Raw genomic sequence first — 15,187 nt, 5'->3', positions numbered from 1 at the left:
AAAAACCCCCAAAAAAAAACCCCCCATCCCCCCCCGGTTTTTTTGGTTGGGTTGGGGTTTTTGGGGGGGGGGGGGGGGGGGGGCGGGGGCCCCCCCCCCCCCCCCGCCCCCACACATGACATCTTTCAGGGGGTCAGGCCGGTTTCTTTGCTGCCAGGGCCTCAGCCAGCAACTCTTTCTCGGCCTCCTTGAGGTCGTCGTCGTTGATCATTTCAGCGATCACCCGCAACCGCTCTACCACGCGCGCATTGACGCTGCCTTCAGGGAACTGTCCCTCTTCATCCGGCTCACCGGCAGGCTCACCCACCAACAGGCTCAACGCCTCATCAGCCTGACGCACCGCGTACACGTGGAACTTGCCATCACGCACCGCCTGCAGCACCTTCTCATCCAGCATCAGGGTCGCCACGTTGGCCTGCGGGATAATTGCCCCCTGCTCGCCTGTAAGCCCCCGAGCTTCACAAAGTCGGAAGAAGCCCTCGATCTTCTCGTTGACCCCGCCCACCGCCTGCACTTCACCAAACTGGTTGATGGAACCGGTGATGGCAAAACACTGTTTGAGTGGCGTTTTGGACAGCGCCGAAATCAACGTACAGGCCTCACCCAGCGAGGCACTGTCGCCATCGACATAACCGTAGGACTGTTCCAGCGCGATACTGGCTGAAATCGCCAGCGGGAATTCCTGTGCATAACGGCTGCCCAGGTACCCGGTCAAAATCATCACGCCCTTGGAGTGAATCGGCTGACCCAGGTTAACTTCACGCTCGATATCGACGATACCGCTGCCTCCCGGATACACCGTGGCGGATATCCGCGCAGGTACACCAAAGGCCGAGTCGCCGACTTCCAGCACGGTCAGGCCGTTGCACTTGCCCACGGCCGCGCCATCGGTGTCGATCAGAATGATCCCTGCCAGCATGTCATCAAGAATGCGCGCAGACACTCGACCGGTACGCGTGGCCTTGGCCTTTAGCGCACGCTCGATATGGCCGGCATCGGTCATCTCATCGCCCGCCAGGTGACGAATGAAATCAGCCTCGCTGACCAGCTGGAACAGATCACCGATACGCGCCGACAAACGCCCCTGATGCTCGGCCAGGCGTGCGCTGTAGGTCGCCAGACGCGCTACCGCATCGGCGGTCAGCGGCGCCATGCCTTCTTCTGAAGTCCGGGTGGTCAGCAACTGAGCGAACTGCTCAAGGCTTTCATCGACCATCGGGATGTCTTCGTCGAAGTCCACCAGCACCCGGAACATCTCCTGGAAGTCCGGATCAAGGTCCTGCAGCGTGTAATACAGCTGGCGGGCACCAATGATCACGACCTTGACCTGCAAGGGGATGACTTGCGGGTTGAGGGTGACGGTCGCCAGACGGCCCATCTCGCCCAGCGGGGACTCCATCTTCAACTTGCGCGATTGCAGGGCACGCTTCAGGGCATCCCACACAAAGGGCTCACTGAGCATTTTCTCGGCTTCAAGAATCAAAAACCCACCGTTGGCACGATGCAGCGCGCCCGGGCGCAACTGCCGGTACGTGGTGTAAAGCGCGCCTTGGTCGGTGCTGTACTCAATACGGCCGAACAGATTGTCATACGTGGGGTGCGGCTCAAACACTACCGGCGCACCACCGCTCAGCGGCTGGCCTACCACCAGGCTGGGCAGGTACTGCTCTTCGAGCAACTTGCGGGCCTGGGCGTCGGTCTTGCTGTCGTCGACCAATTGCTCGACCACGGTTTTCAGCAAGTACACCTGCATGGCCTGCAGATAACCGCAGACCGCACCATTTTCGGCGTACTTCTGCGACAACGGCGACAGCAACGGTTGCAACGCCAGGGTGATGGTTTCTTCGTTCAGTTGGCGCAGCTGATTGTTCGACTCGCGCTTCCATTGCGGCAGGCTGGCCAGTTCTTCGTTCAGCCGCTCTTCCAGTCCGGAAATATCCTCATGGAAGCGCTCTCGCTCAACCTCAGGCAATTGCGAAAACTCGGCCTCATCCAGGGCCTTGCCATCACTCATCGGCGTGAAGGCCACGTTGCTGCTGTCGCGATACAACGCAACGCCTTTTTCCAGCGCCAGCCGCTCGATCACATCCAGCGCACGGTCGTACCGCTGATTGAAGCCACGATCGATCGCGCTCTTGCGCTGTTGATACGTCGGGTGCTCAAACACCGCCGGAAAGGTCGCCAGCAGGTTGTCGATCAGGTGGTTGATATCGGCAATAAATGCACCCGCGCTGCTCGAAGGCAATTCCAGGGCACGCGGCTCACGGGGCTCGTCAAAATTATTGACGTACACCCAATCGCTCGGGGACTTCAGGCGCTTGCCCTCGGCCTTGAGGTAGCGTTTGACGAATGAGAAGCGGCCCGTACCCGGCTCGCCCATCACAAAAACGTTGTAACCCGGACGTGGCATGGCCACGCCAAACTGCAGGGCTTCGACCGCACGCTCCTGGCCGAGAATGCCGCGAAAAGGTTCTAAATCATTGGTATTCGAGAAGCTGAACTGTTCAGCAGAGAAAGGACGGGTTAGCGCATCAGGCGCTAGACGCAAGCTGGTGGCAACAGAATCAGGCATCGGGCTTCCTTACATCGGGCGGGGCAGATGGCAGCATTCTGGCGCTGGCTGTACATCACTGGCAAGGCGTACAACACGGTAAAGCTCACCCCATCGTGTTTACGGGCAAAAAATGTGCGCCAACAGAGATTGTTTTACAAAAAACCACGGAACCTGCCGATCGAGCCTAGACTCCAAGCTGTTACGCGGCTGGAAGGCATAACCGGCTCGTACTGGCGCTTCAGGGCCAGAAACCCTTGTCCATTGGTTGCACACATATAGAGAACAAAGCTTATGAAACGGATTCTTCTCGGTACTCTCTTTACAGTTGTTTCCCTCAATGCCATGGCGCAAGCCCCGGGCGGTCCGAACTGCGGTTGGGGCAACATGCTGTTTGAAGGTCAGCGCGGCACCCCTGCTCACTTCCTGGCATCCACCACCAACGGCACGTCCGGTAACGCCACCTTCGGCATGACCTCCGGCACCAACGGCTGTACGACCAAGGACGCCCTGACCTACGGCGGCAAATCGTGGATTGCCATGAATGGCATGATCAACGAACTGTCCGAAGACATGGCCAAAGGCAATGGCGAAGCACTGACCACCTACGCGGTGGTACTGGGCGTCGCCCCTGAAGATCGCGCGCATTTTGCCGCCGTCACCCACGAGCACTTCCAGCAAATTTTCAGCAAGGCCGATGTAACGGCTGAAGATGTTCACAACAACACCCTGGCTATCCTCAAAGGCGATGCCCGCCTGGCCAAATACGCCACTGCTGCGTAGTAAATGAGATCTGCCCGCTCCTCCGGGAGCGGGTATTCTCCTGCGTCACCCCTCTTCGTCTGACAACAGTTGCCGAACATGCTCAAACGCCTTGCCTATCTGGCGCTCTGTGCCTGCGCCCCGCTGTATGCCGCACCCCATATCGACGATCAACGTGTTCAGCAGTTGGCCAACGACCCGTTCTGGATCTCTCTGGGACACTATGAAGCCGGCAAGTTGAGCGGCTGGCGCAGCTATGTCAGCGACGACAAATTCTTTCTGGCCCCCGACGGCGCCCATCACCCGGACGCCGAACTGCGTGCCACCGTCCAGGCCTTGTATTCGCCCTTGAGCCTGGGGGACAAACACCCGCAGTGCGTGTACCCGGCCCGCACCCGCTGGCTCAAGGCCCAGTTGAACCTGACCGACCTGCCCAAGGCCGAATGCGCAGAGTTCACGCAATGGTTCAAGGACGTTGCACCGCACAGCACGGTGATGATTTTCCCGGCGGCCTACCTGAACAGCCCGTCCTCGATGTTCGGCCACACCTTGTTGCGTATCGACCAGGCCGATGTGCAGAACAACAAGACCGCCCTGCTCAGCTACGCGATCAATTTCGGCGCCTACATTGAGGGTTCCGACAACAGCATTTTGTATGCCTGGAAGGGGTTGGCCGGTGGCTATCCCGGCCTGTTCGCGCTGGTGCCCTACCAGGAAAAGCTCTCCGAGTACCGCAGCCTCGAAAACCGTGACCTGTGGGAATACCGACTCAATCTGACTCCCGAAGAAACCCAGCGCATGGTCGAGCATGTGTGGGAGCTCAAACAGATCCAGTTCGACTATTTCTTCTTTGACGAAAACTGCTCGTATCGCCTGCTGGAGTTGTTGCAAGTGGCACGTCCCGGCTTGCAACTGACCACCCAGTTCCCGCTGACCGCGATCCCCACCGACACCGTGAAAGCGGTCAAGGAAGCGGGCTTGGTTGAAAGTATCGAATACCGCCCTTCCCGGGAACGTGAACTGCTGGATCGCGCCAAAACCCTCGATCCCGAGGAACAGCAATGGGTGCTGCAGATCAGCGCCGATCAGGCCCAATTGCAAAACACGACCTTCAAGGCGCTGCCAAAAGAACGCCAGGCGCTGATTATCGACGCCGCTTATCGTCTTGAACGCTACCGGGCAAACGGTCTCGAACGTGACCCGGCGCGCTCCCAGCGCAGCTTCGAACTGCTGCGCGCCATCAACCAGAATCCAGCTCCTGAACTGCAGGTCGAACAACCCGAGTTGCCCGAAAACGGACACGAATCGCGCACCTGGCAACTGGGGGCCGGTAGCCGTGACGACAAGGCCTTTGCCGAGTACGGCCTGCGCATGGCTTACCACGACTTGAACGACAACGCGCCCGGCTTTCCGCTGGGCGCGCAGATTGAAATCCTGCAACTCAAGCTGCGCCAGTACGAAGGTAACAAGTGGCAAGTTCAGCAACTGGACCTGGCCAACATTCGCTCCCTGACCCCGCGTAACGACTTGCTGCAACCCTGGTCCTGGCAAGTGGGCGGCGGGCTGGAACGGGTGCTGGGCAAGCATGGCGACGAAAGCCTGGTCAGCCACGTCAATGGGGGCGCGGGCGGCACCTGGCAGTTGGGCGAAAACCTGCTGGGCTTTGCCCTCGGCACCCTGCGCGTGGAGCACAACAACGATTTCGCCGCCTTTGTTTCACCGGCAGCGGGGTTTAACACAGGGCTTCTCTGGCGCAATCCGGTGGGTAACCTGAGTCTTGAAGCCAAAGGTGATTACTTCACCAACGGTGAAGTCCGCCGCAGCCTCAGCCTGAACCAGCAATGGGAAGTTTCGCGCAATCTGGGCCTGCGACTGAGTGCACAACGTGAGTTCAGTAAGTTGACCTCACCCGTCAACGAAGTGATGCTGGAGTTGAAGTGGTATCACTACTGAAAGGAGGTTTAAGACATGGCTGTTAACTACGATTCCCTTGAGCAGGTGCGCGAGAAAATCGACGGGCTGGATCGCCAGATTGTCGGCTTGATCGCCGAACGGGGTGCCTGCGTATCGCAAGCGGCGCGGTTCAAAAAAGACAGCGATGCGGTCAGAGCGCCGCAACGGGTTGAGCAGGTGATTGCAAAAGTCCGGGCGCTGGCCTCAGAACTGGGCGCTAACCCGAACGTCACCGAAGCAGTTTACCGCGCCATGATTGCAGCCTTTATCGAGCAGGAACTGGCTGAGCACAAGGCGCTAGCCAATTAGATAGAGACAGTCTGGGGGCGGGCTTGCTCGCGATTGGATCGACGTGATGCAACAGATACACCGCGTCGCTTGCATCGCGAGCAAGCCCGCTCCCACAGAAGAACGGAACCGGCTTACACCACGCCCTGGGCCAGCATCGCATCAGCGACTTTGACGAAGCCCGCAATGTTCGCGCCTTTGACGTAGTTGATCCGACCGTTTTCTTCGCCGTAGTGAACGCACGCATGGTGGATCGACTGCATGATGTTATGCAGCTTGCTGTCGACCTCTCCTGCCGTCCACAGCAGGCGCATGGCGTTTTGCGACATTTCCAGACCGCTCACCGCCACGCCGCCGGCATTGGATGCCTTGCCCGGTGCAAACAAGATACCGGCCTCGATAAACAGATCGACCGCTTCGAGGGTAGTCGGCATGTTCGCGCCTTCTGCCACGCACACACAGCCATTGCTCAACAGTGTACGGGCCGCTTCAGCGTCCAGTTCGTTCTGAGTGGCGCATGGCAATGCGATGTCGCACGCCAGACTCCACGGATGCTGGCCCGCCAGAAACTCCAGACCAAACTGCCCGGCCAATTCGCTGATACGACCGCGCTTGACGTTTTTGAGGTCCATCAGCGCTTCCCACTGCTCCTCGCTCAAACCGGCTTCGCAGTACAACGTGCCTTCGGAGTCCGACAACGAGATCACTTTGCCGCCCAGGTCCATGACTTTGCGCGCCGCATACTGCGCCACGTTACCGGAGCCAGAGATCGCTACGCGCTTGCCATCGATACGTTGGCCGCTGCGCTTGAGCATTTCCTGCGCGAAGTACACACAACCAAAGCCGGTGGCTTCAGGGCGGATCAGGCTGCCGCCGTAGCTCATGCCCTTGCCGGTCAGCACCGAGGTGAACTGGTTGCTCAGGCGCTTGTACTGGCCAAACATAAAGCCGATTTCACGGGCGCCTACACCGATATCGCCTGCCGGCACGTCAACGTCCGAACCAATGTGGCGGTACAGTTCGCTCATGAAGGCCTGACAGAAACGCATGACTTCAGCGTCGCTCTTGCCCTTGGGGTTGAAGTCAGAGCCGCCCTTGCCGCCGCCCATAGGCAGCGAGGTCAGGGAGTTCTTGAAGGTTTGCTCGAACGCCAGGAACTTCAGAACGCCCAGGTTCACCGACGGATGGAACCGCAGACCACCCTTGTAAGGGCCAATGGCGCTGTTCATCTGGATACGGAAACCACGGTTAACCCGCACTTTGCCTTCATCATCAACCCAGGATACGCGGAACACGATCGCGCGCTCAGGTTCACAAATGCGCTCAAGAATGCCTGAAGTGAGGTAATGGGGATTGGCTTCAAGAAACGGCCACAAACTGCGCAGGACTTCTTCTACTGCCTGGTGGAATTCAGGCTGGTCCGGGTCACGTTTTTTCAGGCGGGCAAGGAACTGGTCGACGGATTCGATCATGGTTAATTCTCGGCAAATTTATTGTCGTTAAACAGAGATTGACCGGAACTTTATCAATTCATGTGGCACCGCGACAGCGCAAAATGTCGCAGTTCTGAATTTAAATGGTGCATTTATATAAATTAAACCGATTTCACGGGCTTTTGCGCACCAAAAAAAAGCTTCTTGTACCCACTTTTGCACCACTAAAAACCCACCTACTGTTCCCACAGGGACAGTATTGCTCTGCCAAAAAAAAAACGGAGCCCCGAGGGGCTCCGTCTTTTCTTGCAAACCGGCCTTACTGGGCCAGTTTTTTGTGACGCACACGGTGCGGCTGAGTGGCCGCTTCGCCGAGGCGCTTTTTACGATCAGCTTCGTACTCGGTGTAGTTACCTTCAAAGAAGATTGCTTGCGAGTCGTCTTCGTACGCCAGGATGTGAGTCGCAACGCGGTCAAGGAACCACCGATCGTGAGAGATCACAATGGCGGCGCCAGGGAAGTCCAGCAGCGCTTCTTCGAGCGAACGCAGCGTCTCAACGTCAAGGTCGTTGGACGGTTCGTCGAGCAGCAGCACGTTGGCGCCCTCTTTCAAGGTCAGGGCCAGGTGCAGGCGACCACGCTCACCACCGGACAGGTCCTTGACGAACTTCTGCTGATCGCCACCTTTGAAGTTGAAACGACCTACATAGGTACGCGACGGGATTTCATAGTTACCGATGCGGATCACATCGGAACCGTCAGAAATCGCCTGGAATACAGTCTTGCTGCCGTCCAGATCGTCACGGCTCTGGTCCACGCACGCCAGTTGCACGGTTTCACCGACTTCGATGCTGCCTGAATCCGGCTGTTCCTTGCCCATCAGCATGCGGAACAGGGTCGACTTACCGGCACCGTTACCGCCGATCACGCCAACGATGGCGCCTTTAGGCATCGCGAACGACAGGTTGTCGATCAACACGCGATCGCCGTAACCCTTGGACACGTTCTTGAACTCGATAACCTTGTCACCCAGGCGCGGACCGGCCGGGATGTAGATTTCGTTGGTCTCGCTGCGCTTCTGGAATTCCTGCGATTGCAGTTCCTCGAAACGCTGCAGACGAGCCTTGGACTTCGACTGACGCGCCTTGGCACCTTTACGGACCCATTCCAGCTCGTCTTTCATGGCCTTTTCATGGGCCGACTGCTGCTTAGATTCGGCAGCCAGACGATCGGACTTGGCTTCAAGCCAACCCGAATAGTTGCCCTCGTAAGGAATGCCCGCGCCACGGTCAAGCTCAAGGATCCAGCCCGCCACGTTATCCAGGAAGTAACGGTCGTGCGTAATCGCAACCACGGTACCCGGGAAGTCGTGCAGGAAGTGCTCAAGCCAGGCTACCGAGTCGGCATCCAGGTGGTTGGTTGGTTCGTCGAGCAGCAGCATGTCCGGGGCCGACAGCAGCAGGCGGCACAAGGCCACACGGCGCTTCTCACCACCCGACAGGTGCTCAACCTTGGCATCCCAGGCTGGCAAACGCAGGGCGTCGGCAGCGACTTCCAGCTGGCGCTCCAGGTTGTGACCGTCGCTCGCTTGCAGGATCGACTCAAGCTTGGCCTGTTCAGCAGCCAGCTTGTCAAAATCGGCATCCGGGTCTGCGTATTCGGCGTAAACCTGATCCAGGCGCGCTTGAGCGTCCTTGATGACGCTCACGGCTTCTTCAACCACTTCGCGCACGGTTTTGCTCGGATCCAGCTGCGGTTCCTGCGGCAGGTAACCGATGTTCAGGTCGGGCATCGGACGGGCTTCGCCGTCGAACTCGGTATCGACACCCGCCATGATTTTCAACAGGGTGGATTTACCCGAACCGTTCAAGCCGAGTACGCCAATCTTGGCGCCAGGGAAAAACGACAGGGAGATGTTTTTCAGGATTTCCCGCTTCGGCGGAACAACTTTGCTCAGCCGATGCATGGTGAAAACGTATTGAGCCATGGAGAACCTAGGGTCAGAGACGAGTGAATAAGGTGCGAGCAATGCCCGGATCAGGCCATAGCAGAAAGTCAGGGACTGATCGAAATCAATGCCTGCTCGCAGAAAATGCATAAATGTAGACGCCCGAATCTACCTGAATGCGCTGAACAGGGCAAACCAGTGCAGACCAGTGCAGACCAGAGGGCTGGCACTTTGCCACAACCCAAGGCATGCTAGGCGCCCTCTGGGCGTCTTTAGGGGGCCTGGCGCCAATGCCGCCAAATTGCAGGATCACACGTTGCCCAATGTCACGCCGCCCACTCTGAATAAAGCGTCCAACCCACTTCTTGGGACGCCTGTGCGCGGAACGTTGAAAAGTGCGTTGGCCACTCTGGTTCTGTTGCTGCTGGCGATGTTGTTCTGGTTGTTGATTGAGCAGTTCCAGGAAACGCTCCAGCAAGAGCGTCAAAACAGCATCAACTACAGTGCCGATCTGGCCGACCACATCAGCCTGAGCATGGAAGTACGGGCCGAAACCGCCCTTAATCTGCTTCCTGTCGATACGCTGCCGAAAAACCTGCGCCAACAGCAGGCACTGGTCAATCAACTGCATCAATACGTACCCTCGCTCCAGAGCCTGGTCTTGCTCAGCACTGCCGGGCAGGTCGTGTTCGACAGCGCAGGCACCACCCCCGACGCCGCATTCCTGGCTGAATGGGCAAGCCTGATCCCCTCGCGAAAACGTACCGACGGCTATTACTTCAGCAATAACGCTGACGCCAGCGTGTTCTATTTGTTACTGCGCCAGCCCGCAGGCGATATCGGTGGTTACTGGCTGCTGCGCATGAGCCCGGAACTGCTGCAAAACATGACACACCAGAATGCCAGCAGCAGTCGGCCACAATGGCTGATTGAAAACGTCAAAACCCGCAAGGTCCTGAAGCGTGCCTATAGCCCCGTTTCGCCAGGCTCAACCCTGAGCCAGCAGGATGAAAGCGACACCGTACAACTGAGCCCCATCAATCACAGCGACTGGCAGTTGCGCGGGCTGTTCAATGAACGCCAGGCGGTTGAACGACTGCTGCCCGGACTGATCGTCAAATGCCTGCTCGGCTTGCTCTTTTCGTTGCTGCCGATCATTGCGCTGCTGAACATGCGCCGCCGCCAACGCCAACTGCATGAAGGCCGCCGCCGTTATCACGATATTTTCGAAGGCACCGGGGTTGCCCTGTGCGTGCTCGACCTGTCCAGCTTGCCGGGATTTCTTGAGCGCGAAAAACTCCACGACAGCAGTGACCTCAAGCAATGGCTAAGCGATCACCCCCAGCTTCGTAGTCAATTATTCGCGCAACTGCGCATCACTGAAGTCAATCAGGTCGCCATGCAGCTGCTGGAGGTCGAATCCGGGGACGGTGCCTGGCTAAAGCTGATTAACGGCTGCCCCCAAACCAGTTCGGCCATTGGCTATCAAATCGTCGAAACCGTACTGGATCAACAGCAGCAACTTGAACTGGAAGTAAAGCTGAGCGATGCCAGCGGCCGGGATCAACATGTGTGGCTGGTACTGCGCCTGCCTGAAGACCCTCAGGACTATCACGCGGTCATCCTGAGCATCAGCGACATCACAAGCCGCAAGCTGATCGAATTGTCCCTGCAAGAGCGCGAAAGTTTCTGGTCGGATGTCGTACGCACCGTACCTGACCACCTCTATGTGCAAAATGTAATCAGCCAGCGGATCATATTCAGCAACCATCACCTTGGGCAGACCCTGGGCTACAGCGCCATCGAACTTCAGGAAATGGGCGCGTATTTCTGGGAACTGTTGCTGCACCCGGATGACGCCGAACGTTATCACCAGCTGCGCCAGCAGCAACGGGAAGATGGCTATAAGCACTTGATGCAGTGCCAGTTGCGCTTTCGTCATCAGCAAGGCACCTGGCGGCGCTTTGACATCCGTGAACAGGCCTTTGCCCGTGACACCGGGGATCAAGTCACGCGCATTGTCGGGGTGGCCAAAGACATCACCGACCAGATCGAAGCCAGTGAGTCACTGCGTGACAGCGAGCAGCGCTACCGGATGCTGGCCGAAAGCATCAGCGATGTGATTTTCTCCACCGACAGCACATTGCGCATGAACTACCTCAGCCCCTCCATCCAGACCGTGCTGGGGTACGACGCACAATGGGTGTTCGACAATGGCTGGCAGTCAATTATCGCGACCCCGCAACAACTGGAGGGTATCTACAGCCTGATCGAACGTATCCGCGCCGCCCTGCACTCACCTCGACAACTCTCGGCCCTGCGCGCCCAGGTGCAAACCCAGTTGTTCCTGTTCGACTGCTTGCGCGCCGACGGGCATAAAGTCCCCATCGAGCTGCGGCTGGTACTGGTGTGGGATGAAAACGATGGCTTCGAAGGCATTCTGGGCGTTGGCCGTGATATCAGTCAGCAACGTCGTGCTGAAAAAGACCTGCGCATGGCCGCTACGGTGTTTGAGCACTCCACCTCGGCCATCCTGATTACCGACCCCGCCGGTTATATCGTGCAGGCCAACGAAGCCTTTAGCCGGGTCAGCGGCTACGCCGTGGCCCAGGTGCTTGACCAATTGCCGAGCATGTTGACCGTTGATGCCCAACAACGCGCGCACCTGACCTATGTGCTCAAGCAACTGCATGTCAATGGCACATGGGAGGGCGAAGTCTGGCTCAAGCGTCTCAACGGCGAACACTACCCGGCGTGGGTCGGCATCACTGCCGTGCTCGATGACGAGGGTGATCTGGCCAGCTACGTGTGCTTCTTCAGTGACATCAGCGAGCGCAAAGCCAGTGAACAGCGAATTCACCGCCTGGCTTACTACGACGCCCTGACCCACCTGCCTAACCGGACGCTGTTTCAGGATCGCCTGCACACTGCGTTGCAACAGGCCGAACGCAACAAGTCGTGGGTTGTGCTGATGTTCCTCGACCTCGACCGTTTCAAGCCGATCAACGATTCCCTGGGCCACGCCGCAGGCGATCGAATGCTCAAGGACATGGCCATCCGCTTGCTGGCCTGCGTCGGTGACGACGACACCGTGGCGCGTATGGGCGGTGACGAATTCACCCTGCTCCTGCAACCACGAGCCACCCGTCAACTGGCCTTGAACCGGGCCATCAGCGTGGCCGAGCACATCCTTGCCAGCCTGGTAAAACCCTTTGTACTGGAAAGTCGCGAGTTCTTTGTAACCGCCAGTATTGGCATTGCCTTGAGCCCGCAAGACGGCAACGAACTCAGCCAGTTGATGAAGAACGCCGACACCGCGATGTACCACGCCAAAGAGCGCGGCAAAAACAACTTCCAGTTCTATCAGGCAGACATGAACGCCAGCGCCCTTGAGCGACTGGAACTTGAGAGCGACCTGCGCCACGCCCTTGAACAGCAAGAGTTCATCCTTTTTTACCAGCCGCAATTCAGCGGCGACGGCAAACGGCTGACCGGGGTTGAAGCACTGCTGCGCTGGAACCACTCCAGGCGCGGACTGGTGCCGCCCGGTGACTTTATCCCGGTACTCGAAGAGCTGGGCCTGGTGGTCGAAGTGGGTGACTGGGTGCTGGCCGAGGCCTGTCGCCAGCTCAAGCTCTGGCACCAGGCCAAAGTGCGCGTGCCCAAAGTCTCGGTCAACATCTCGGCGCGCCAGTTTTCCGATGGCCAACTGGGCACGCGCATCGCCACGATCCTCAAGGAGACCGGCCTGTCCCCTGCCTGCCTGGAGCTTGAGCTGACCGAAAGTATCCTGATGCGCGAAGTCAGCGAAGCCCTGCACATTCTGGCCAGCCTGAAAAACCTCGGCCTCAGCATTGCCGTGGACGACTTTGGCACCGGTTATTCGTCGCTCAACTACCTCAAGCAATTCCCGATCGATGTCTTGAAAATCGACCGTACCTTTGTCGATGGCCTGCCCTCAGGCGAACAGGACGCGCAGATTGCCCGTGCAATCATTGCAATGGCCCATAGCCTAAACCTGGCCGTCATCGCCGAAGGCGTGGAGACCCAGGAGCAGTTGGATTTCTTGCGCGAGCATGGGTGCGATGAAGTGCAAGGCTATCTGTTTGGTCGCCCGATGCCAGCACATCTACTGGTCAAGCAACTGCAAGCGGCCAGTGATGAACTGCACATGTGAATCCTGCCTCTCATCACCGTGAATCGCATTCATATGCCAGATAAAACCCATTGAGTTAGAATGCCCTCCTTTTCTGCCCCCCGATCCCTGAGGACCGCCATGTTCAGCCGTGATTTGACACTTGCCAAGTTCGACGCCGACCTTTTTGCCGCCATGGAGCAAGAAGCTCAGCGCCAGGAAGAACATATTGAGCTGATCGCTTCGGAAAACTACACCAGCCCAGCGGTCATGGAAGCTCAAGGCTCGGTTCTGACCAACAAATACGCCGAAGGCTACCCGGGTAAGCGCTACTACGGCGGCTGCGAATACGTCGACGTCGTTGAGCAACTGGCTATCGACCGTGCAAAAGAGCTGTTCGGTGCCGATTACGCCAACGTTCAGCCACACGCCGGTTCCCAGGCCAACAGCGCTGTCTACCTGGCCCTGCTGTCGGCTGGCGACACCATCCTAGGCATGAGCCTGGCACACGGCGGTCACCTGACCCACGGCGCCAGCGTTTCGTCCTCGGGCAAGCTGTACAACGCCATCCAGTACGGCATCGACGCCAACGGCCTGATCGACTACGACGAAGTAGAGCGTCTGGCCGTTGAGCACAAGCCAAAAATGATCGTGGCCGGTTTCTCTGCCTACTCGCAGATCCTGGACTTCCCGCGTTTCCGCGCTATCGCTGACAAGGTTGGCGCCTACCTGTTCGTCGACATGGCTCACGTAGCCGGTCTGGTAGCGGCTGGCGTTTACCCTAACCCGGTTCCGTTTGCTGACGTGGTCACCACCACCACTCACAAAACCCTGCGCGGTCCACGTGGCGGCCTGATCCTGGCCAAGGCCAACGCCGACATCGAGAAGAAGCTGAACTCGGCTGTCTTCCCGGGTTCGCAAGGCGGCCCACTGGAGCACGTCATCGCCGCCAAGGCCGTGTGCTTCAAAGAAGCTCTGCAACCAGAGTTCAAGGCTTACCAGCAACAAGTCGTGAAAAACGCCCAAGCCATGGCATCGGTGTTTATCGAGCGCGGCTTTGACGTGGTATCGGGCGGTACTGAAAACCACCTGTTCCTGCTGTCGCTGATCAAGCAGGAAATCTCCGGCAAAGACGCTGACGCCGCACTGGGCAAAGCGTTCATCACCGTGAACAAAAACTCCGTGCCGAACGATCCACGCTCCCCGTTCGTGACCTCGGGTCTGCGTTTCGGTACTCCGGCTGTTACCACTCGCGGCTTCAAAGTAGAAGAGTGCCGTGAACTGGCTAACTGGATCTGCGACATCCTGGCTGATATCAACAACGAAGCCGTTATCGACGCCGTTCGCGAAAAAGTCAAAGCCATCTGCGCCAAGCTGCCGGTATACGGCAACTAAGTGTAAATAGCTGAATAAAAAGCCCGGCTCTTGAGCCGGGCTTTTTATTGTCCCAGTTATTTTGAAACATATAGCCATATGTCCATGGGTGATAACGACCTAACCTGAACTTTATGCTTTTCACCAACAGCAGAGTTCAGACAATGACTAACGATACACAACAATCATTCATCGCCACCTTACAAGTACCGAACCATAACCTTCATCTATTAGGGACGCTTCACGGCCAGCCTGTAACAGTCACAGACGTATTTGCCAGCGGCGGTTTCTTCACCGGCCGACCGCAGACCAGAGACGACTCCGCAGCCTTGGGCATTCAGGCCCACGCCACAGGCGGGGTCAAGGCGGTAGTCAAACTTTATTTCCGGCATACCGTAAAAGGGTATGAAATACATATCAAACACGCTGGCCAGTATGATCGGCACCGGCTGGCCAGAAACCATATGGATATACTCTATGCGAGAAGTCCGACACTAAAACACCCACTTACCTTCACGCTGCTTGATGAAAACAATATGACCGTTACAGCGGACAACTTAAGTCAAGCTCATACGCTGATCACTCTAAAAACTCACAACAATAAGTATATAGGGGTTAAAAGAGCCAAGGGATCGCCTCACTCATACTTGGGGGAAACCGCTGAAAACCACAAAATGGTATTTCTTTTAAGTGTGATAGAAAGAAACGGGGCTTATTAACCCACTCCGGTTCATTTTTATGTG

At 57.6% G+C, this 15,187-nt stretch carries 9 protein-coding genes; 6 read left to right on the top strand and 3 right to left on the bottom strand.

Features of this window, described 5'->3' with window-relative positions; genetic code table 11:
• Positions 1–133: 133 nt before the first annotated feature.
• Positions 134–2,572 (bottom strand): Lon protease family protein, encoded by a 2,439-nt coding sequence (locus AACY07_RS17920; protein ID WP_133078599.1) that lies wholly within the window; start codon positions 2,570–2,572, stop codon positions 134–136.
• A 273-nt stretch (positions 2,573–2,845) separates the two neighbouring features.
• On the opposite strand from AACY07_RS17920, the gene AACY07_RS17915 reads away from it, so the two are divergent.
• From AACY07_RS17915 to AACY07_RS17905, 3 genes are all read left to right on the top strand, one after another.
• On the top strand, positions 2,846–3,334 hold the full coding sequence (locus tag AACY07_RS17915) for a DUF3015 domain-containing protein (RefSeq protein WP_019824032.1): 489 nt from the start codon (positions 2,846–2,848) through the stop codon (positions 3,332–3,334).
• Between the two features lie 78 nt (positions 3,335–3,412).
• Complete coding sequence (locus AACY07_RS17910) at positions 3,413–5,266, top strand: Lnb N-terminal periplasmic domain-containing protein (protein ID WP_339476518.1); 1,854 nt, start codon at positions 3,413–3,415, stop codon at positions 5,264–5,266.
• Positions 5,267–5,281: 15 nt separating this feature from the next.
• Entirely contained in the window at positions 5,282–5,575 is a 294-nt protein-coding gene (locus AACY07_RS17905; RefSeq protein WP_339476516.1) for a chorismate mutase, read from the top strand.
• 113 nt (positions 5,576–5,688) lie between these two features.
• Here the strand turns inward: AACY07_RS17905 and gdhA are convergent, their stop codons facing one another.
• Together gdhA and ettA are read right to left on the bottom strand one after the other, a co-directional pair.
• On the bottom strand, positions 5,689–7,026 hold the full coding sequence (gene gdhA, locus AACY07_RS17900; RefSeq protein WP_339476514.1) for an NADP-specific glutamate dehydrogenase: 1,338 nt from the start codon (positions 7,024–7,026) through the stop codon (positions 5,689–5,691).
• Positions 7,027–7,306: 280 nt separating this feature from the next.
• Positions 7,307–8,974 carry an energy-dependent translational throttle protein EttA gene (gene ettA / locus AACY07_RS17895; RefSeq protein WP_133078604.1) on the bottom strand — a complete coding sequence of 556 codons (1,668 nt, stop codon included), beginning with the start codon at positions 8,972–8,974 and terminating at the stop codon, positions 7,307–7,309.
• Positions 8,975–9,251: 277 nt separating this feature from the next.
• On the opposite strand from ettA, the gene AACY07_RS17890 reads away from it, so the two are divergent.
• The 3 genes from AACY07_RS17890 (at position 9,252) to AACY07_RS17880 (ending at position 15,163) form a co-directional block, all read left to right on the top strand.
• On the top strand, positions 9,252–13,112 hold the full coding sequence (locus AACY07_RS17890; RefSeq protein WP_339476511.1) for a sensor domain-containing protein: 3,861 nt from the start codon (positions 9,252–9,254) through the stop codon (positions 13,110–13,112).
• A gap of 99 nt (positions 13,113–13,211) precedes the next feature.
• Positions 13,212–14,465 carry a serine hydroxymethyltransferase gene (gene glyA / locus AACY07_RS17885; protein WP_133078606.1) on the top strand — a complete coding sequence of 418 codons (1,254 nt, stop codon included), beginning with the start codon at positions 13,212–13,214 and terminating at the stop codon, positions 14,463–14,465.
• A 143-nt stretch (positions 14,466–14,608) separates the two neighbouring features.
• On the top strand, positions 14,609–15,163 hold the full coding sequence (locus tag AACY07_RS17880; RefSeq protein WP_339476508.1) for a hypothetical protein: 555 nt from the start codon (positions 14,609–14,611) through the stop codon (positions 15,161–15,163).
• Positions 15,164–15,187 lie beyond the last annotated feature (24 nt).

The organism is Pseudomonas sp. RL_5y_Pfl2_69, from assembly GCF_963970465.1.
In the GTDB taxonomy this organism is placed as follows: domain Bacteria; phylum Pseudomonadota; class Gammaproteobacteria; order Pseudomonadales; family Pseudomonadaceae; genus Aquipseudomonas.
The sequence above is the reverse complement of the archived record's forward strand: the minus strand, read 5'-3'. Positions and strand labels throughout refer to the sequence as shown.

Bases quoted from the DNA above. Each gene is read 5' to 3' on its own strand.
- AACY07_RS17880 (WP_339476508.1), top strand. From the start codon at position 14,609: ATGACTAACGATACACAACAATCATTCATCGCCACCTTACAAGTACCG.
- glyA (WP_133078606.1), top strand. From the start codon at position 13,212: ATGTTCAGCCGTGATTTGACACTTGCCAAGTTCGACGCCGACCTTTTT.
- AACY07_RS17905 (WP_339476516.1), top strand. From the start codon at position 5,282: ATGGCTGTTAACTACGATTCCCTTGAGCAGGTGCGCGAGAAAATCGAC.
- AACY07_RS17920 (WP_133078599.1), bottom strand. From the start codon at position 2,572: ATGCCTGATTCTGTTGCCACCAGCTTGCGTCTAGCGCCTGATGCGCTA.
- gdhA (WP_339476514.1), bottom strand. From the start codon at position 7,026: ATGATCGAATCCGTCGACCAGTTCCTTGCCCGCCTGAAAAAACGTGAC.
- AACY07_RS17915 (WP_019824032.1), top strand. From the start codon at position 2,846: ATGAAACGGATTCTTCTCGGTACTCTCTTTACAGTTGTTTCCCTCAAT.
- AACY07_RS17910 (WP_339476518.1), top strand. From the start codon at position 3,413: ATGCTCAAACGCCTTGCCTATCTGGCGCTCTGTGCCTGCGCCCCGCTG.
- ettA (WP_133078604.1), bottom strand. From the start codon at position 8,974: ATGGCTCAATACGTTTTCACCATGCATCGGCTGAGCAAAGTTGTTCCG.